Source organism: Streptomyces sp. NPDC014861 (genome assembly GCF_043081625.1).
GTDB lineage: Bacteria > Actinomycetota > Actinomycetes > Streptomycetales > Streptomycetaceae > Streptomyces.
This window is the reverse complement of sequence record NZ_JBIBWV010000019.1, coordinates 102,398-120,695: the sequence shown is the minus strand read 5'-3', so window position 1 is coordinate 120,695 and position 18,298 is coordinate 102,398. Positions and strand designations below refer to the sequence as shown.

20 protein-coding genes are annotated in these 18,298 nt (G+C 73.1%); 6 read left to right on the top strand and 14 right to left on the bottom strand.

Going from position 1 to position 18,298, the window contains the following annotated elements:
• Window positions 1-26: 26 nt before the first annotated feature.
• Complete coding sequence (locus ACF1BN_RS28830) at window positions 27-293, top strand: STAS domain-containing protein (RefSeq protein ID WP_392334512.1); 267 nt, start codon at window positions 27-29, stop codon at window positions 291-293.
• A 173-nt stretch (window positions 294-466) separates the two neighbouring features.
• On the opposite strand, the gene ACF1BN_RS28825 is transcribed toward ACF1BN_RS28830, so the two are convergent.
• The 3 genes from ACF1BN_RS28825 to ACF1BN_RS28815 form a co-directional block, all read right to left on the bottom strand.
• Window positions 467-1,438 (bottom strand): sigma-70 family RNA polymerase sigma factor, encoded by a 972-nt coding sequence (locus ACF1BN_RS28825; RefSeq protein ID WP_392334511.1) that lies wholly within the window; start codon window positions 1,436-1,438, stop codon window positions 467-469.
• Window positions 1,439-1,518: 80 nt separating this feature from the next.
• Window positions 1,519-2,226 (bottom strand): L,D-transpeptidase, encoded by a 708-nt coding sequence (locus tag ACF1BN_RS28820; RefSeq protein WP_392334510.1) that lies wholly within the window; start codon window positions 2,224-2,226, stop codon window positions 1,519-1,521.
• 101 nt (window positions 2,227-2,327) lie between these two features.
• Window positions 2,328-3,587: an MFS transporter gene (locus ACF1BN_RS28815; RefSeq protein WP_392334509.1), complete on the bottom strand. Its 1,260-nt coding sequence runs from the start codon at window positions 3,585-3,587 to the stop codon at window positions 2,328-2,330.
• 62 nt (window positions 3,588-3,649) lie between these two features.
• Here ACF1BN_RS28815 and ACF1BN_RS28810 point away from each other — a divergent pair, with 62 nt between their 5' ends.
• Window positions 3,650-4,639, top strand: coding sequence for a LysR family transcriptional regulator (locus ACF1BN_RS28810; protein ID WP_392334508.1), 990 nt, complete (start codon window positions 3,650-3,652; stop codon window positions 4,637-4,639).
• On the opposite strand, the gene ACF1BN_RS28805 is transcribed toward ACF1BN_RS28810, so the two are convergent.
• Complete coding sequence (locus ACF1BN_RS28805) at window positions 4,625-5,404, bottom strand: alpha/beta hydrolase (protein ID WP_392334507.1); 780 nt, start codon at window positions 5,402-5,404, stop codon at window positions 4,625-4,627. The two genes, ACF1BN_RS28810 and ACF1BN_RS28805, sit on opposite strands and share 15 nt — an antisense overlap.
• Window positions 5,405-5,492: 88 nt before the next feature.
• Window positions 5,493-6,266, bottom strand: coding sequence for a GNAT family N-acetyltransferase (locus ACF1BN_RS28800; RefSeq protein ID WP_392334506.1), 774 nt, complete (start codon window positions 6,264-6,266; stop codon window positions 5,493-5,495).
• A gap of 281 nt (window positions 6,267-6,547) precedes the next feature.
• Between ACF1BN_RS28800 and ACF1BN_RS28795 the strand changes: the two genes are divergently transcribed.
• Entirely contained in the window at window positions 6,548-7,702 is a 1,155-nt protein-coding gene (locus tag ACF1BN_RS28795) for an adenosine deaminase (protein WP_392334505.1), read from the top strand.
• A gap of 188 nt (window positions 7,703-7,890) precedes the next feature.
• Window positions 7,891-8,256, top strand: a complete 366-nt coding sequence (locus ACF1BN_RS28790) for a hypothetical protein (protein WP_392334504.1) — start codon at window positions 7,891-7,893, stop codon at window positions 8,254-8,256.
• A 125-nt stretch (window positions 8,257-8,381) separates the two neighbouring features.
• Here ACF1BN_RS28790 and ACF1BN_RS28785 read toward each other — a convergent pair whose 3' ends face one another.
• The 5 genes from ACF1BN_RS28785 to afsQ1 all read right to left on the bottom strand — a co-directional run bounded on the left by ACF1BN_RS28785 (window position 8,382) and on the right by afsQ1 (window position 12,194).
• Window positions 8,382-8,585 carry a PspC domain-containing protein gene (locus tag ACF1BN_RS28785; RefSeq protein ID WP_360601528.1) on the bottom strand — a complete coding sequence of 68 codons (204 nt, stop codon included), beginning with the start codon at window positions 8,583-8,585 and terminating at the stop codon, window positions 8,382-8,384.
• Window positions 8,586-8,675: 90 nt separating this feature from the next.
• Entirely contained in the window at window positions 8,676-9,278 is a 603-nt protein-coding gene (locus ACF1BN_RS28780) for a VanZ family protein (RefSeq protein WP_392334503.1), read from the bottom strand.
• 74 nt (window positions 9,279-9,352) lie between these two features.
• Window positions 9,353-9,973, bottom strand: coding sequence for a hypothetical protein (locus ACF1BN_RS28775; protein WP_392334502.1), 621 nt, complete (start codon window positions 9,971-9,973; stop codon window positions 9,353-9,355).
• The gene (locus ACF1BN_RS28770; protein WP_392334501.1) at window positions 9,970-11,520 is read right to left on the bottom strand and encodes an ATP-binding protein; all 1,551 of its coding nucleotides are present in this window, start codon (window positions 11,518-11,520) and stop codon (window positions 9,970-9,972) included. The genes ACF1BN_RS28775 and ACF1BN_RS28770 overlap by 4 nt, the downstream gene beginning before the upstream one ends.
• Complete coding sequence (afsQ1, locus tag ACF1BN_RS28765) at window positions 11,517-12,194, bottom strand: two-component system response regulator AfsQ1 (protein WP_392334500.1); 678 nt, start codon at window positions 12,192-12,194, stop codon at window positions 11,517-11,519. The genes ACF1BN_RS28770 and afsQ1 overlap by 4 nt, the downstream gene beginning before the upstream one ends.
• 171 nt (window positions 12,195-12,365) lie before the next feature.
• Between afsQ1 and ACF1BN_RS28760 the strand changes: the two genes are divergently transcribed.
• The gene (locus tag ACF1BN_RS28760) at window positions 12,366-13,091 is read left to right on the top strand and encodes a SigE family RNA polymerase sigma factor (protein WP_392334499.1); all 726 of its coding nucleotides are present in this window, start codon (window positions 12,366-12,368) and stop codon (window positions 13,089-13,091) included.
• Between the two features lie 203 nt (window positions 13,092-13,294).
• Here the strand turns inward: ACF1BN_RS28760 and ACF1BN_RS28755 are convergent, their stop codons facing one another.
• Window positions 13,295-13,990 carry a uridine kinase gene (locus ACF1BN_RS28755; protein ID WP_392334498.1) on the bottom strand — a complete coding sequence of 232 codons (696 nt, stop codon included), beginning with the start codon at window positions 13,988-13,990 and terminating at the stop codon, window positions 13,295-13,297.
• 52 nt (window positions 13,991-14,042) lie between these two features.
• Between ACF1BN_RS28755 and ACF1BN_RS28750 the strand changes: the two genes are divergently transcribed.
• Window positions 14,043-14,447, top strand: a complete 405-nt coding sequence (locus ACF1BN_RS28750) for a hypothetical protein (protein ID WP_392334497.1) — start codon at window positions 14,043-14,045, stop codon at window positions 14,445-14,447.
• A gap of 10 nt (window positions 14,448-14,457) precedes the next feature.
• On the opposite strand, the gene ACF1BN_RS28745 is transcribed toward ACF1BN_RS28750, so the two are convergent.
• The 3 genes from ACF1BN_RS28745 to ACF1BN_RS28735 form a co-directional block, all read right to left on the bottom strand.
• Entirely contained in the window at window positions 14,458-15,900 is a 1,443-nt protein-coding gene (locus tag ACF1BN_RS28745) for a TerD family protein (protein WP_392334496.1), read from the bottom strand.
• Between the two features lie 78 nt (window positions 15,901-15,978).
• Window positions 15,979-16,869, bottom strand: a complete 891-nt coding sequence (locus ACF1BN_RS28740) for an aldehyde dehydrogenase family protein (RefSeq protein ID WP_392334495.1) — start codon at window positions 16,867-16,869, stop codon at window positions 15,979-15,981.
• On the bottom strand, window positions 16,862-18,298 hold the full coding sequence (locus tag ACF1BN_RS28735) for an aldehyde dehydrogenase family protein (RefSeq protein ID WP_392334494.1): 1,437 nt from the start codon (window positions 18,296-18,298) through the stop codon (window positions 16,862-16,864). Before ACF1BN_RS28735 ends, ACF1BN_RS28740 begins: the two co-directional genes overlap by 8 nt.

Below are 18,298 nucleotides of genomic sequence, written 5' to 3'. Positions count from 1 at the left end.
CCGGCCGCCGGGCCGGTCACCCCCTCGTGGACACCAGTCAGCCCCTCGTCGTGACCCTGCCCGCCGCGCCCACCCGCGAGGAGGTCGCCCGGCTCTGCGCGGACCTGGCCGCCGCCCCGCCCGGGGACGTGCGGTGCGAGCTCGACCCGCGCGCGGGCGGACTCGCCGCCGTCGACGCCCTGGCACGGCTGGCGCTCGCGGCCCGCAGGGCGGGCCACCGGCTCACCTTCCACGGAGCAGGGTCCGACCTGACCGCCCTGCTCCGCCTCACCGGCCTCGACGAGATCCTCTAGGGCGTGTTTCGAAAGTCCCGCCTGCCCCGCGACGCCTGGCACGCACGCTCGCCGCGTTGTCGGGATCGTCCGAGTACGCCCGGTACGAGGACGACCCTCCGCCTTGCGATCGCACGCACCAGACGCCGCGGGGCCCGCCCTCCGGGCGGACGGCGCTACTGTCGAAACACGCCCTAGGCGTCCAGCCGCTCCGGCAGGTCGAAGAGCGGGAACCAGCGCGGGGTGTCGAGGAAGAAGTCCATCCCGGCCACCTTGCCGTCCCGCACCTCCAGCACGATCAGGGCCCACGGGCTGTAGCCGCCCTCCGGGTCCGGGTGGTAGTGCGCGAAGGCGGGCGCGCCGTTGGCGACCGTCGGGACCAGCTTCGAGCCGCGGCAGACGTCGCCGACGCCGAGCATCCAGCCCACGATGTCGTCGTGGCCCTGGAGCCACAGGTCGAACGGCGGCATGGACATGGTCGCGTCCTCGTGGAGGAGCGCGGTCAGCGCCTCCATGTCGTAGCCCTCGAAGGCGGCCACGTACCGGTCGAGCAGCGCCCGCTGCTCCTCGTCGAGCGGGTTCGCCGCGTCGGACTCGGCCGGGGCCTGCTCGGCGATGGTCGCCCGGGCCCGCTGGAGCGCGCTGTTCACCGACGCGACCGAGGTGCCGAGCAGCTCCGCGACCTCGCTCGCCCTCCAGGCCAGCACCTCGCGCAGGATCAGCACGGCCCGCTGCTTGGGCGCCAGGTGCTGGAGCGCGGCGACGAAGGCGAGCCGTACGGTCTCCCGGTGCAGCGCCGCCTCCGCGGGGTCGCCCGCGGTCGGCATCACGCGCCCGTCCGGGATCGGCTCCAGCCAGGTGATCTCCGGCTGCTTGACGAGCTGCGCCTGCGCGACGGGCGTCGGCCCGGACAGGTCCATGGGCCGGGCGCGCTTGTTGCCCGCGTTGAGCGCGTCGAGGCAGACGTTGGTGGCGATCCGGTAGAGCCAGGACCGCAGGGACGAGCGCCCCTCGAAGGAGTCCAGGGCCTTCCAGGCCCGCACCATCGTGTCCTGGACCGCGTCCTCCGCCTCGAAGGAGGAACCGAGCATCCGGTAGCAGTAACCGGTCAGCTCGCGCCGGTACTTGTCGAGTTCATCGGTCGTCACCACGGCGGTCTCGCCCATCGCGTCCCCACTCACCCCTCACCGGCGCCGGCGTTCGGCACCGGTGGGAGCGAAGCTACCGCAGCGCACCGACAGCCGGGTCAGGTTCCCGGCTTGCGACCGTAGATGTAGACGTCGTCGCCGTTGCGCAGCAGGTTCCAGTACGCCTTGGCGTCGGCCGAGCGCATGTTGACGCAGCCGCCGGAGCCGGGCGGGTTCCACATCGACTTGGTGGTCGAGTGGAAGGCCTGCCCGCCGTCGAAGAACTGCGCGTACGGCATCGAGACGTTGTACAGCGTCGACCAGTGGTTGATGTTCCGCCAGTAGACCTTCTTCAGGCCCGTACGGGTCTCGGTGCCGTCCTTGCCGGTGCGCACCGGCACCGGGCCGTACTTGAGGCGCGAGCCGTCCTGGATCCAGCTGAGCTGGCGGGTCAGGTCCACGCAGGCGATCCGGCCCTTGTTGGTCGGACACTTGCGGTCCTTGTTCGGGTTGGTCCCGGCCGCCTTCTGCTGGATCATCGTGTTCATCGTGCGCCAGGTCAGCGGACCGGCGTAACCGACGGACGGCGTGATGCCGTGCTTGACCTGGAAGGCCTGGATGGCCTTGCAGTCGGCGAGCGACTGGCGCCCGTCGACGGTGCGGCCGAGGAACTTCTCGACCTGCTTCTGGTGCGGCCCCGTCGTCACGTTGCACGACGCGGCCTGGGCCGGCGACGCGCCCAGCACGATGGCGGCCGGCACGAGCAGCGAGGTGAGACCGGCGGCTATGCCGGCTCTCTTCCCCACCCTGTTCGCGAATCGGTTCATGATTCTCCCCTCCCCCTTGAGTCCTGCACTTCGAGACGTGCGGGGGAGGGGCCCGGTTGCGCCGGGCCCCGAGCCGTGACACGACGGTCACACGAGCGTGCTCAGGCCGTCACCGGCGCGATCCGCCGGGCCTCGACGCGCGCGCTGTGCGAGCCGTACAGGGTGATCGAGACGACGCCGAGCACCGCCACCAGACCGATCCCGACCGTCCCGGCCCAGCCGCCCGCGTGGAAGGCGATCGCGCCGAGCGTGCCGCCCGCGCTGGAGCCCAGGTAGTACGCCGACTGGTACAGCGCCGACGCCTGCGCCCGGCCCGTCCTCGCCGTCCGGCTCACCGAGGACGACGCCACCGCGTGGCCCGCGAAGAAGCCGGCGGTGATGAGCACGAGCCCCGCGAGGACCGCGGCGAGCGAGTCGGAGAGCGAGAGCAGCAGGCCCGCCGTGGTGGTGGAGACCGCCAGGTAGAGGGCCCCGCGCCGGCCGAGCCGGCCGACGAGCTTCCCGGCCGCCGCGGAGGAGACCGTACCGACCAGGTAGACCAGGAAGATCGAGCCGATCACGCCCGGCGGCAGCGAGAACGGCGCCTCCGCCAGCCGGAAGCCGATCACCGTGTACACGGCGCCGAAGACCGTCATGAACAGCGCGCCGATGCCGTACAGCCGCGCCAGCAGCGGGTCCGCCAGGTGCCCCTTCACGGTGGCGGCGAGCGCCCTCGGGTCGAGCGAGGCGGGGGAGAAGTGCCGGGCCTTCGGGAGCAGCGCCCGGAAGGCGAGCGCGCAGAGCAGGGAGGTCAGGCCGACGGCGGCCAGACCCGCCCGCCAGCCCCACATCTGGGCGACCCAGCCGGTCACGATCCGGCCGCTCATGCCGCCGATCGAGTTGCCCGCGACGAAGAGGCCGATGGCGCCGATCAGCGCCCGGGGCCGCACCTCCTCGGCCAGGTACGCCATCGCCGAGGCCGGCAGTCCGGCCAGCGCCGCGCCCTGGAGCGCCCGCAGCGCGATCAGGACCTCCAGGCTGGGCGCGAGGGGCACCAGGAGGGAGATGCCGACCGCGATCGTGAGGGAGGCCGTCATCATCGTGCGCCGGCCGAAGCGCTCCGACAGCGCGCTGAGCGGGAGCACGCACAGGGCGAGCGCGCCGGTCGCGGCGGAGACGGTCCAGGAGGCGGCCGAGGCGGTGGCGCCGAACTCGGCGGAGATCGCGGGGAGGAGGGCCTGGGTGGAGTAGAGGAGGGCGAAGGCGGCCAGACCGGCGGCGAAGAGCGCGAGGCTCATCCGGCGGTGGCCGGGGGCGCCCGGGGCGAGGCGGGTGTCGGCGGACGCGGGTGTCGCGTCCGCCTTGGTACTGGCGGAAGGCATAGGTCGAACGTAGGACGCTCCGCTTCATGCGTCCAATGCACGGATCTGCTGTAATCGTTCCCGTGGTGCATGAGTACAGGTCACAGCCGCGGCTGTCACCGAACAGTAACGAAGAAGACATGGGGCTGCTGCTCGCGCCGCGGCTCGCGTACTTCGCCGCGGTTGCCCGGCACGAGCACGTGACCAGGGCGGCGGCCGAGATGGGCGTGCCCCAGTCGACGCTGTCCCGGGCGATGGTCCGGCTGGAGGAGGACCTCGGGGTCGCGCTCTTCGCCCGGCGCGGCCGGACCGTCGCGCTCACCCCCGCGGGGCGCCGCTTCCTGACCGCCGCCGAGCGGGCGCTGGCGGAGGTCGAGCGGGCCGCCGACACCGTACGGGCCGACGCCGACCCGACGGCCGGGCGGGTCGCCTTCGGCTTCCTGCACACCATGGGCTCGGAGACCGTGCCCGCGCTGATCCGGGCCTTCCGGGTGGACCACCCGAAGGTCCGCTTCACCCTCGTCCAGAACTACGGCGAGGCGATGATCGAACGGCTCCGCGCCGGCGAGCTCGACCTCTGCCTGACCTCGCCCGTGCCGGACGCGCCGGACCTGGTCGGCCGCCGCCTCGACGAGCAGCGGCTGCGGCTCGTCGTCCCCGACGACCACCGCTTGGCGGGCCGCCGCCGCATCCGGCTCGCCGAGGCCGCCGAGGAGACCTTCGTGACCCTCGAACCGGGGTACGGGCTCCGCCGCATCACCGACGACCTGTGCGCGGAGGCCGGCTTCACGCCCCGGGTCGCCTTCGAGGGCGAGGAGGCCGAGACCCTGCGCGGCCTGGTCGCGGCCGGCCTCGGGGTGGCGCTGCTGCCGCCGCCGGCCGTCGCCCGCCCCGGTGTCGTCGAGCTGACCGTCACCGCCCCGCGCGCGGTCCGCGAGATCGGCGTCGCCTGGCTGGACGGCCACCCGGACACGCCCCCGGTGGCCGCCTTCAAGCGGTTCCTGCTGAGCCGCCGCGGCCACCTCCTCCCGAAGGGGTCGCAGCCGCCCCGGGAGGACTCAGCGCCGGCGTGAACCGGTGCCGAACCCGGCCGCCAGGGGCATCCGGAGGCCGATCGGCGGCGGGGCCGCCATCGCGTCCGTCAGCGGGCGGGTGACGGGGCGGGCGAAGAGCGCGCCGAGGACGAAGTCGGCGGCGAGGGCCCGCACCTCGTCGGCGTACTGGCGCAGCCCGTGCCCGTCCGTGTGGACCTCGAAGCGGCAGGTCTCGCGGTTCGCCTTCTTGGCCCGGGCCGCGTAGCGGAAGGAGAGTTCGGGGTCGATCCGGGCGTCGTTGGTGCCGTGCACGATGAGCACCCGGCGCCCCACCAACTGCCGTACGGGCTCGGGCTCGGCGGCCACGTCCTCCTCGGGGAGCCAGGGCGCGAGCGCGAGGACCGCGCCGACCGCCGGATGCCCGGCCGCCCGCAGCGCCGCCCGGGCGCCCATCCCGTGGCCGACCAGGCAGACCGGTACGTCGCCGTACCGGCGCACCGCCTCGGCGACCGCCCAGGAGGCGTCCGCCGCGAGCTCCGCGTCGGTGCCGTTCCAGCCCCGCCCCCGGTACCGCACGACCTGGGCGACCAGCCCCTCCGACCGCCCCGCGCGGGCGAGTTCACGCCCCAGCGGGAGTACGGCGGCGTGCGCCCGGGCCGAGGCCCCGCGCCCCGACACCGGCTCCCCGTCCGGCAGGAGCAGCACCACGCCGCCCACCGCCGCCACGGACCGTGAAACCCCGACAGGCCGACCGAGCCGGGGTCTCCGGCCGTCGGCGGTCCCCACGAGTGCGTACTGCGCCATGACAGAACATTCTCAGAATCGGAGGTGTACGGCAGTCGTACGCGCGGTCTCTGTTACGTATCGTCCGGCGATCGAACTCGCTTCCGCTCTAGGCGCGTTCGAAGCAGTGGACGGATCCGATCGCGGTGAAGCCGCGCCGCTCGTACCAGTGGCGCGGCCAGTCGTCCGCCAGGGCCGAGAGGAAGACGGTGGCGCAGCCGGCCTCGGCGGCCATGCGCAGCGCCGTGTCGAGGACCACGCCGGCGTGGCCCTGCCGCAGGTGGGAGGCGGCCGTCACCAGGTCCTCGATCTGGGCCGTCCCGGTGGCCGGGTCCAGGTACAGGTCGCCCCAGGCGGCCACCTCGCCCCACTCGTCGTGGGAGGCGAGGAAGCGCACGTCGTCGGCGCCGCGCCGACGGGCGGCCCGCCGCTCGACCAGATCCCGGACCACCTCGTCCCCCGCCTCCGGCAGGAAGCGGCGCCAGCTCTCCGCGAGCGGTCCGCGCAGGGCGGGGAGATCCACCTCGCGCGCCCCGCCGAGCTCCGGCACCGGGCCGGTGTGACGCATGAGGAGCACGGTCGAGAGCTCGTACCCGGCCGCCGTGAGCGGCTCCGCGCACGCGGCGGCGGTCGCCGCGTCGAGCACGTACACCGCGCGGTGCCCGAGGTGGCCGAGGAGTTCGTCGGCCACCTCGGGCAGGGCCCGGGGGTCGGTCGGGCCGTCGACGAGGACGTGGTTGTCGCCGCGCGACAGCGCGTAGGCGTCGTCGAGCGCGGCGAAGCCGCCGGGGAAGGGGACGGTCCGGGCGGCCTGCCGGCGGGTGAAGGCGGACACGAAGGCGTGGACGCGGCGGAGTTCATCGGCCTGCGGGGTGGCGGTCATGGACCGAGGCTAGGGCGTGTTTCGAAAGTAGCGCCGTCCGCCCGGAGGGCGGGCCTCGCGGCGTCTGGTGCGTGCGATCGCAAGGCGGAGGGTCGTCCTCGTACCGGGCGTACTCGGATGATCCCGACAACGCGGCGAGCGTGCGTGCCAGGCGTCGCGGGGCAGGCGGGACTTTCGAAACACGCCCTAGGCGTTTCGCCGTTCGCGCCGCACCGGAAAAAGCGCGGTCGGGTCCGGCGCGACCAGGCGCGTTCTACGCGCGTAGGGGCTAGAGTGCGGCAATGACGAGCCAGACATCCCACGTCCCCACCGCGGACCAGATCCGCCGTGCCCCGAAGGTGCTGCTCCACGACCACCTCGACGGTGGACTGCGCCCCGGCACGATCATCGAACTCGCCCGGGAGCAGGGCTACACGAAGCTGCCCGAGACCGAACCCGACAAGCTCGGCGTCTGGTTCCGCGAGGCCGCCGACTCCGGCTCCCTGGAGCGCTATCTGGAGACCTTCGCGCACACCTGCGCCGTCATGCAGACCCGCGAGGCGCTGTTCCGGGTCGCCGCCGAGTGCGCCGTGGACCTCGCCGAGGACGGCGTCGTCTACGCCGAGGTGCGGTACGCCCCCGAGCAGCACCTGGAGGCCGGCCTGACCCTGGAGCAGGTCGTCGAGGCGGTCAACGAGGGCTTCCGGGAGGGCGAGCGACTGGCCCGGGCCAACGGGCACCGGATCCGGGTCGGCGCGCTGCTCACCGCCATGCGGCACGCGGCCCGCGCCCTGGAGATCGCGGAGCTCGCCAACCGGTACCGGGACGACGGCGTCACCGGCTTCGACATCGCGGGTGCGGAGGCCGGCTTCCCGCCCACCCGCCACCTCGACGCCTTCGAGTACCTCAAGCGGGAGAACAACCACTTCACCATCCACGCCGGCGAGGCGTTCGGCCTGCCGTCGATCTGGCAGGCGCTCCAGTGGTGCGGCGCCGACCGCCTCGGCCACGGCGTCCGGATCATCGACGACATCGAGGTGGACGAGGACGGCGAGGTGCGGCTCGGCCGGCTCGCCGCGTACGTCCGGGACAAGCGGATCCCGCTGGAGATGTGCCCGACCTCCAACCTCCAGACCGGTGCCGCCGCCTCGTACGCCGACCATCCCATCGGCCTGCTCCGTAAGCTCCATTTCCGCGCCACCGTCAACACCGACAACCGGCTCATGAGCGGTACCAGCATGAGCCGGGAATTCGAGCTCCTGGTCGACACTTTCGACTACACGCTCGACGATCTCCAGTGGTTCACGGTCAATGCGATGAAATCAGCGTTCATTCCTTTCGATGAACGACTCGCCATGATCAATGACGTGATCAAGCCCGGATATGCCGAACTGAAGTCCGAGTGGCTTTTCCGGCAGACCGCCACGACCAGCGCGTCTTCCGGCCGGGAGGGCTGAGAAAAGGGGCTCCGAAGGGGTCGGGACCGCCGGGGGAGGTGCGACACCCGGCGGTCGTCCGGTGTTTGCGGAGCGGAGTCGGGACGGTTAGTTTGCGGAGCTGATTTGCCTGTCCGGATTCCGTTCTTCCGGATTTCTCCGCCTGATGTCCCGAAGCTCAGCCCCCCAAGCCCAAGGAAGATCCTCAGATGAAGCAGTCTGCCGCCAAGAAGCTCGGTGTCGCCGCCCTCGGCGCCGCATTCGCCGCTGCCGCCGCCGGCACGGCCTCCGCGGCCCCGCTCCCGGCACCGCTCGACGGCGCCGACGCGCTGGGCTCCGTGACCCAGCTCGCCCCGCTGGGCGACGGTCTCACCACCCTCCCCGACGGCGCCGGCGAGTCCCTCGCGGCCGGCCAGGGCGCGCTCGGCCAGGGCGTCAAGACCCTCCCCGCGGCGGCCGGCCAGGCCACCCAGAACCTCCCGACCGACGCCGCCACCGGCGCCCTCGGCGCCACCCCGCTCGGCGGTCTGCTCGGCGGCCTCCCGCTGGGCGCCGGCGGCCTGCCGATCGGCTGACCCGCACCACCCCACGCCGAAGGGGCGCGGACCGGGATCCCCCGGGTCCGCGCCCCTTCGGGGTGCGCGTGGAACGTCTCGTCAGGCGTGCGCGGGAAGCGTGCCCGTACGGCGTGCCCGTACGGCTACCAGGCGGCGGCCTTCGTCCGCGACTCGCTCGGCAGCAGCAGCCACAGCGCCAGGTAGAGCAGGAACTGGGGGCCGGGCAGCAGGCACGAGGCCAGGAAGATCACGCGCATCGTCAGGGCGGAGGTGCCGAAGCGCCGAGCGAGCGCCGCGCACACCCCGCCGATCATCCGGCCTTCACGCGGGCGGACAAGTGCGGCCATGGTGGGCTCCTTCGTCGGTTCCGGAAAGCCGCTCCCTCGGGCTTCCCGATGACTCCATGGTGCCGCCGGTGCCACGCCTGCGACGTCGGCCTACCGGGCGATCGGAACCCTGGGAATCCTCGGGGTACGACCCTGATCCGTCTCGTTCCCGATCACGACCCGACCCTGAGACCCACCCCGGCGACGGGACCCGGCCCTGTCCCGGGACCCACCCCGGCTCCCGGACGGCTCCCGCCGGCGCCGCAGCCGCACCCGCGCGGCGGGCACCACCAGGAGGTGCGCCAGCGCCACCCCGAGGGTGTTCAGGAGCACCGAGTCCACGTCCACGACCTGCCCCGGCACCGCCGTCTGCAACAGCTCCAGGGCCAGCGACACCAGCGCCCCCGCCGCCGTCGTCCGGGTCAGCGACGCCCACGGGGACACGTCGAGCCGTCCCTCGCACATCGGCAGCAGGATCCCCAGCGGGGCGAGCAGCAGCAGTCCCTCGGCCAGCATCCGGGCCGCCTCGGCCGGCCCGAGCGCCAGATCGGCGCGGATCCCGGCCAGCGGCACCGTGTTCGGGGCGGTCACCCAGGCCACGTCCCGTGGGAGCAGTCCGACCCAGGCGACGAGCAGCAGATGCGCGACCAGGAGCACGAACCCCGTCACGCGGACGACCACGGCGGCGTTCCCGCCCGAACCTTGACGCTGCACGCCCCCCAAGACGCCCCGTACGAGGGGAACGGTTCCGGTTCGGTCCGGTGGCGTCCGCGGGGACGGCGCCGGGCTCACCCCGCCGACGGCTCCGCGGGCGTCCGCGCCGGGGTCGGCACCGGAGCCGTCGCGGGGGCCGACTCCGGGCGCTCCCGCAGCTGCGTCGTGCAGCGGTAGCGCTTCGGCGGGTACGCCCCCGGGCCCGCGAGCAGCACCGTGTGCCCGCCCGCGCCCGCCGAGCTCTCCGCGAAGGTGCACACCAGCTGCGACAGCGCCGCCGGCGCCAGGTCCTCCGGCTGCCGGCTCAGTCGCAGGGTGCCCTCCGGATCGCCCGCCCGGCCGCCCGCCACCTCCAGCGGAGCCCGTACCGCCGTGGTGAAGCCCGCCTGGCGCTCCGCGTCCGACGGATCCGCGAGCAGCTGCGCGAGGAGCGCCGACGCGGTCCGCACGGGATCGCCGCTCACCTTGTCCTCCGGCTGCGGCGACCTGCGGTCCACCGGCTCCAGCTGCGATCCGCACACCAGGAACGCCCGCACCAGCACGCCCTGGGTCGGCGCCGCCTCCGTCACGTTGCAGGGCACCCGGGACGGGGCCGCGCCCGCGTCCACCGGCACCGACGTCGTCCTGATCCCACAGCCCGTGCCCAGTACGGCCAGCACAGCCAGTGCCGCGACCGCGGCGGTCCGCGGCCTCACCCGTCCACCCCTTCGCCCTGCCGGGTGCCGGTGCCCAGGTCGCGGGCGACCGCCGACGCGTCCCGGGGCAGCCGCAGCACGAACACCGCGCCGTCCACCGCGCCGTCCTCGCCCACCGAGTTGGAGGCGGCGATCGTCCCGCCGTGGATCAGCGCGTTCTCCCTGGCGATCGACAGCCCGAGACCGGAGCCGTCCGACCGGGGACGCTGGGCGCTCGCCTTGTAGAAGCGGTCGAAGACGTGCGGCAGCACCTCCTCGGGAATGCCGGGCCCGTGGTCCCGTACCGCCACCACCAGCTCCTCCTCGCCCGGGCCCTCCTCGGTCCTGACCGAGACCCGCACCGGCGAACCGCCGTGCTTCAGCGCGTTCCCGATCAGATTCGCCAGGATCACGTCCAGCCTCCGCGGATCCAAGCGGCACACGATGCCGCGCTCCGCGTCCAGATCCACCGCGTCCAGCCAGGCCCGCGTGTCGATGCACGCGGTGATCTGGTCGGCGATGTCCACGTCGTCCAGGACCAGCCGGGCGGTGCCCGCGTCGAAGCGGGTCACCTCCATCAGGTTCTCCACCAGGTTGTTGAGCCGCCGGGTCTCGCTCACCACCAGCGCCACCGCCGGGGCGATCATCGGGTCCAGGGAGTCCTGCTCGTCCTCCAGGACCTCCGTGACCGCCGTCAGCGCGGTCAGCGGTGTCCGCAGCTCGTGCGACATGTCGGCGACGAACCGGCGGGAGGACTCCTCCCGCGCGCTCATGTCCGCCACCTTCTTCTGGAGGTTCTCCGCCGCGCTGTTGAACGTCCGCGAGAGGTCGGACAGTTCGTCGGCGCCGGAGACCCGCAGCCGGGTGTCCAGCTTGCCCTCGCCGAGCTGCCGCGCCGCCTCGCCGAGCCGCCGCACCGGCCGCAGCACCGTCGTCGCCGCGACCTGCGCCAGCAGCACCGAACCGATGACCGCGAGCCCGGTCGCGATCCCCAGCGACCACGACAGCGAGTTGAGGTCCGCCTTCTCCGCCGCCAGCGACTTGAACATGTAACCGGCCGGCCCGCCGCCGTCGATCCGCGTCCCGCCGACCAGGTACGGCGTCCCGCCCCGCTCGATCCGCTGCCAGAACAGGTGGTACGGGTACGGGTCGGCCTCCGTCACCGGGCGCCGGGTGTCCACCGCCTCCCGCAGCGGCACCGGCACGTCCGCCAGCGTGAACACGTCCGGGTCCGAGGCGCCCACGATCGGCTTCCCCGCCGCCCGCTCGCCGAGCAGCAGCACCTGATAGCCGGAACCGCCCGCCGTCATCTCCTCGGAGGTGCGCCGCAGATCCTCCTGCGTCGGACGCAGCGGCAGCGTCGCCACCCGGTTCTGCATCTCCTGCCGGAAGTCGTTCAGCGCGCTGTCCTGGGTGCGCTTGAGCACCGCCTCGCGGTTCAGCCAGTACGCGATCCCCGAGGCCGACACCGCCGCCGTCAGCGCCACCAGCGCGAACACCACGACCAGCCGCAGGCGCAGGCTGGACAGCCGCAGCCGGGCGAAGACCCCCCTGTTCCCCTTCGTCACGCAGGAACGTCCAGCCGGTATCCGACGCCCCGCACCGTACGGATCAGGGTCGGCGAGGACGGCACGTCCTCCACCTTCGCCCGCAGCCGCTGCACACACGCGTCCACGAGACGCGAGTCGCCCAGGTAGTCGTGCTCCCACACCAGCCGCAGCAACTGCTGCCGCGACAGCGCCTGTCCCGGCCGCCGGCTCAGTTCGAGCAGCAGCCGCAGCTCGGTCGGGGTCAGCTGGAGGTCGAGGCCGTTCTTCGTCACGGTCATCGCGGACCGGTCGATCACCAGCGAGCCGAAGGTCGCCGAGTCCGTCGACTCCCGCTCCCCGCGCCGCAGCACGGCCCGGATCCGGGCGTCGAGCACCCGGCCCTGCACCGGCTTCACCACGTAGTCGTCGGCCCCCGACTCCAGACCCACGACGACGTCGATGTCGTCACTGCGCGCGGTCAGCAGGATGATCGGCAGCTGGTCCGTGCGACGGATGCGCCGGCACACCTCGAAGCCGTCGATGCCGGGCAGCATCACGTCGAGCACGACCAGATCGGGCCGGTGCTCCTTGAGCAACTGCAGGCCGTCCTCGCCCGACGCGGCGGTGGCCACCCGGTGGCCCTGCCGGGACAGGGAGAGTTCGAGGGCCGTGCGGATGGCGTCGTCGTCCTCGATCAGCAACAGAAAAGGCACGGTCGCCATTCTGGCTCATGAGCCGTCCGAGATCGACCGCCCGGAGGCGCGCTTCCGTCCTCGCCCCTGTGACACGTCTGTGACAGTCGGCGGACAACGCCATGAAGTCCGCCGGGCAAGCTTCTTGGCACACGGACCGAAACACTGACTCCGAACGACGGGGGGCGCGAAATGAACACACTGCACGGCACGACCAACAGCGCAGTGGTCACGCGTCTTCACGACGTGCGGGGCACCGAGAAGTCCGGCGGTGTCGTCACGAACGGACGGGGGTGCGTTCGGACGACCGTCGGGCGTCAGCGCAAGGCGCCGTACATGGTCGCCGTCGCTGACGGGGGAGCGGTGTACGGGGAGGTCACGGGGGAGCGTTCCTGCTCGGAGGCCGAGTTCACGGCCTACGTCCAGGAGCGCCGGGCCTCCCTGTACGCCACCGCCTACCACCTGACCGGTGACCGTTTCGAGGCCGAGGACCTGCTCCAGAGCGCGCTGTTCTCCACGTACCGCGCCTGGGAGCGGATCAGCGACAAGGCCGCCGTCGGTGGCTACCTGCGCCGCACGATGACCAATCTGCACATCAGCGCCTGGCGCCGGCGCAAGGTCAACGAGTACCCGACCGAGGAGCTGCCGGAGACGGTCGGCGAGACGGACGCGATGCGCGGCACCGAGCTGCGCGCGGTGCTGTGGCAGGCGCTGGCCCGCCTGCCCGAGCTCCAGCGGACCATGCTGGTGCTGCGCTACTACGAGGGCCGGACCGATCCGGAGATCGCGGAGATCCTGGACATCAGTGTCGGCACGGTGAAGTCGAGCATCTGGCGCTCGCTGCGGCGACTGCGCGAGGACGAGGTGCTGAGCTTCGGCCGTGACGAGGAGGAGTCCTTCGGCGAACTGGTCGCCTGAGGATCACGGGGGACACGGGGGAGCACCACGGGGGAAAGAAGGGCCTCAGGGGGGATCTGGGGCCCACGGGGGAAAAGAACGAAGCGGGTCGTACGAGTCCGGGGGGTCTCGTAGGGCCCGCTTCGTGCTGTCCGGGCCTGTCCGGGCCTGTCCGGCTCGGTCCGGGACCAGTCCGGTTCTGCTCGGCGGTCAGCCGTCGGTGGTCAGCGGCCCGCGGGGGTGCGGTGGCGGCCCGCCGCGGCGGCGGCGAGCCGGCCGAGTGCCTCCGGCTTCGCGCACGGGTGGGCGCCCAGCGAGGTCTGCCGGGCGACGATGGCGCGCTCGGCGCGCATCAGGCGCCAGCCGCGGCGCAGCAGCATCGGGACCGACTTCCGTCCCTCCCGCAGATCGCGCAGGAGCCGGCGGCGGAAGGTGGTGGACGGGCGGCCGCGCAGGCAGAGCGCGTCGGCCAGCACGCCGAGCTCGCGGCAGCGGGTGACGATCTCCGCGGCGAAGATGCCCTCGGCGATGAACAGCGGGGTCCGCCCGATGTCGAGGCGGTCGCTGCCGGTGCGCGAGCTGGTGGCGATCGAGTACACCGGGACGTCGGTGCGGCTCGTCCGGCACAGTTCGACGATCGCGGCGACGGCGGTGTCCGCGTCCCAGGAGAGCGGGGAGTCCCAGTCGATGTCGCTGCTGCCGTCGACGAGCGGGAGGGTCGGGTCGCCGACCTCCTTGTAGAAGTCGTCGAGGCGCAGCACCGGAAGACCTGCGAGGGCTGCGAGGGACGACTTGCCGGAGCCGGAGGGGCCCGCGAGCAGGACGACCCGGGCGGGGATCGATTGGGGACTCACGGAACACCAGTGTGAGGCATTACCCCGTCCAGGGGACCACCGAGGAGGGCTGTTGGTATCCAGCATCACACCTCCACTACTGTCGGTGGCCGCCCGCTCACCCCTCGGAAGGATCCCCATGGCGCGTCACGCAGAGCCGAAGCCTCCCCGCCGCGGCCTCCTGTTCAAGGCCGGTCTCGGTGTCACGGCGGCGGGTGCCGCCGTGTTCGGGGCGGCCGCCGCGGCCCAGGCGGCCCCGGGCGCCGCCGTGCCGCTGCCGGTGGACTCGCTGACCCGTACGGACGCCGGCGCGGCCGGCGCGGGCGCCCTGTCCGGGGTCACCCACGGGGTGGGCCCGCTGACCCGCCTCCAGCTCGACCCGCTGGCCAACACCGGCGTCGACCCGCTGGCCAACGGCCTCGGCACCCAGGTCGCCGACTTCAAGCCGATCGGCACGAACCTGGTCACCGACCACGTCACCAAGGGCGGCGCCGTCGCGGACCTGCCGGTGGCGGGTCCGCTGACGCAGAAGCTGCTTCCGTAGACCGGCGGGCTCAGCTCCTCGCCCGGCGCAGCCAGGCCAATGCCCTGCGGGGCTCGGGCAGCTTCGCCGGGCCGTCCGCGTCCGGGCCGGCGCTGTGGGGCCGGAGGTCCTTCAGGCGCGCGGTCCAGGGGGCGTCCGCCGCGGACAGGAAGACGAGGAGCGGGCCCTCGGGCAGCGGCAGGGTCTCCTTGCGCGCGCCGATCTCGTTGACGGCGGCTCCTCCGGGCTTCGGGAGCGTGGTGGGGTCGGTGTGCCCCGCCAGCCGGTAGAGGTGGACGATGAAATTGCTGGTGCCCTTGTACTGGAAGGTGACGTCGGCCGTCCCCCCGGTGTGGAGCAGGACTTCGGGGCCCCAGCCCTCCAGCCGGTCCTGCGACAGGCGCCGTGCCTCCGCCAGGGGCAGGACCCGCACCTGCCAGGTGCCGCCCGCCTCCAGGCGCAGGCGCAGGCGCCCGTGCTCGGGTACGGAGGCGATCACCCGGCCCCGGAAGTCCTTCTCCGTGCTGCTGACGAGGTAGCGCCCCTTGGTGTTGGAGTCGTCGAGGGGCCACAGTCCCGTGTAGCCGTCGCCCCGCACGGCCAGTTCGACCATGACGGGGCCGTGCGGGAGGTCCTTCACGGTGATGACGTCGTTGTCCCGGCCGGTGGCGGTGCGCGGCTCGAAGGCGGGCCCGCACGTCCAGGCCGCCGGGTCGGCCGGGGGAGACGCGGTCGAGGGCGCCTCGGCCGGGGACCCGGCCCCGGCCTGCCTCTGGGCCTGGGCCAGGGCGCGGATCTGGTCCGGGGTCATGTCCAGCAGCTGGTCACGCGTGGGACGCGTACCCGGAGCCGGAGCCGGAGCCTCGGTCGGGGCCTCGGTCGGGGGCTGGTGCCGGTCCTGGCCGGTGGGCGGTGCCTGGGTCGGGGCGGCGGGGGTCGGGGTCCGGTCCGGGGTGTCCCCCGGCTGCTCGTCGGCGTCCACGCCGTGGTCCACCGCGAGGCCCGTCAGCCCGTCCACGTACCCCTGGCCGACCGCGCGGAACTTCCAGCCGCCCGAGCGGCGGTAGAGCTCCGCGACGACCATCGCCGTCTCGGGGCCGGCGTCGGTGACCTCGTACGCCACGACCGTCCCGCCGTCCGGGCCGAGCACCTCCACGGACAGGCCGCGCGCGTCCCGCAGCGCGCCCTGCTCCGTCGACGCGACGACGAGGACGCGGGTGATGCCCTCCTCGACGCCCGTGAGGTCGGTGTCCAGCCAGGCGGTGCCCTCCCGGTCGCCGTCCGCGCCGTACGACAGCCGTACCGTGCCCGACGCGTGCGCCGGAGCGCCGTGGAACACGATGTCGGCGTCGCCCCGGACCCGGCCCTGCTCCGTCACGAGCAGCGCCGCGACGTCCACCCCGCCCCCGACCGCCACGCGCAGCGCGGCCGTCGGGACGAAGGCGTTGTCTCCCTTGATCAATCCCCTCAGCATGACCGGATCCTGCGGCCGATCGCGGCCGTGCGCAAGGCCCCCGGGTGCGGACACGCCGGGGGCCTCGCGGAGGTGGGGCTAGTACGAGGAGCCGGAGGCGCCCAGGGAGCCCGTGGGGTGCCAGACGGTCTTCGTCTCCAGGAAGGCGGTCATGCGGTCCGTGCCGGGGGACTCGGTGAAGTCCTCGGTACGGGGGCGCAGGACGCGCTTCAGGTTGTCCGCCGCCGCGATCTCCAGGTCCCTGGCCAGGTCGGCGTCCGCGCCGGTCAGGTCGATCGCGTTGACGTCCAGGTGGGCCGCGAGGTGCGGGCCCATCTCGGAGGCCTTGCCGGAGAGGATGTTGACCACGCCGCCGGGGAGGTCGGAGGTGGCCAGGACCTCGCCCAGGGAGAGGGCGGGGAGCGGGGCCTTCTCGGAGGCGATGACGACGGCCGTGTTGCCGGTGGCGATGACCGGGGCGACCACCGAGACCAGGCCCAGGAAGGACGACTCCTGGGGGGCGAGCACGGTGACGACGCCGGTCGGCTCCGGGGTGGAGAGGTTGAAGAAGGGACCCGCCACCGGGTTGGCGCCGCCGGTGACCTGGGCGATCTTGTCGGTCCAGCCCGCGTACCAGACCCAGCGGTCGATCGCCGCGTCGACCTGGGCGGCCGCCTTCGACTTCGACAGGCCCTCGGCCTCGGCGACCTCGCGGACGAACTGGTCCCGGCGGCCCTCCAGCATCTCGGCGACGCGGTAGAGGATCTGGCCGCGCAGGTACGCGGTCGCGCCGGCCCAGCCGCCCTGCGCCTTGCGCGCGGCGACGACCGCGTCACGGGCGTCCTTGCGGGAGGAGAGGGGGGCGTTCGCCAGCCAGTTGCCCTTGGAGTCGGTCACCTCGTACACCCGGCCGCTCTCGGAACGGGGGAACTTGCCCCCGACGTACAGCTTGTAGGTCTTGAAGACGGAGAGTCGGGTCGTGTCAGACATCGAGGTACGCCTCCAGGCCGTGGCGACCGCCCTCGCGGCCGAAGCCCGACTCCTTGTAGCCGCCGAAGGGCGAGGTCGGGTCGAACTTGTTGAACGTGTTGGCCCAGACGACGCCGGCGCGGAGCTTGTTCGCGACCGCGAGGATGCGGGAGCCCTTCTCCGTCCAGATGCCGGCGGAGAGGCCGTACTGGCTGTTGTTGGCCTTGGCGACGGCCTCGTCCGGGGTGCGGAAGGTGAGCACCGACAGGACCGGGCCGAAGACCTCGTCGCGGGCGATGGTGTGCGCCTGGGTGACGTTGGTGAAGAGGGTCGGGGCGAACCAGTAGCCCGCCTCCGGGAGGTCACAGGCGGCGCTCCAGCGCTCGGCGCCCTCGGCCTCGCCCTGCGCGACCAGGGAGGTGATGCGGGCCAGCTGCTCCTCGGAGTTGATGGCGCCGATGTCGGTGTTCTTGTCGAGCGGGTCGCCGAGGCGGAGCGACGAGAGGCGGCGCTTGAGGCTGTCGAGCAGCTCGTCCTGGATCGACTCCTGGACCAGCAGGCGGGAGCCCGCGCAGCAGACCTGGCCCTGGTTGAAGAAGATGCCGTTGACGATGCCCTCGACGGCCTGGTCGAGGGGGGCGTCGTCGAAGACGATGTTGGCGCCCTTGCCGCCCAGCTCCAGCGTCACCTTCTTGTCGGTGCCGGCGATCGTGCGGGCGATCTGCTTGCCGACGGCGGTGGAGCCGGTGAAGGCGACCTTGTTCACGTCCGGGTGCGCGACCAGGGCGGCGCCGGCGTCCCCGTACCCGGGGAGGATGTTGACGACGCCCTTCGGCAGGCCCGCCTGGCGGCAGATGTCCGCGAAGAAGAGGGCGGACAGCGGGGTGGTCTCGGCCGGCTTGAGGACGACCGTGTTGCCGGTCGCGAGCGCCGGGGCGATCTTCCACGCCAGCATCAGCAGCGGGAAGTTCCACGGGATGACCTGGCCGGCGACGCCCAGCGGGCGGGGGTTCGCGCCGTAGCCGGCGTGGTCGAGCTTGTCGGCCCAGCCCGCGTAGTAGAAGAAGTGGGCGGCGACCAGGGGGAGGTCCGCGTCGCGGGTCTCCTTGATCGGCTTGCCGTTGTCCAGGGTCTCCAGGACGGCCAGCTCGCGGGAGCGCTCCTGGATGATCCGGGCGATCCGGAAGAGGTACTTGGCGCGCTCGGCCCCGGGCAGCGCGGACCACTTCTCGAAGGCCTTGCGGGCGGCCTTGACCGCGCGGTCCACGTCCGCCTCGCCCGCCTGGGCGATCTCGGAGAGGACCTCCTCGGAGGAGGGGGAGACGGTCTTGAAGACCTTGCCGTCGGCCGCGTCGGTGAACTCGCCGTCGATGAACAGGCCGTAGCTCGGGGCGATGTCGACGACCGCGCGCGACTCGGGCGCGGGGGCGTACTCGAAGGGGGAGGTCAT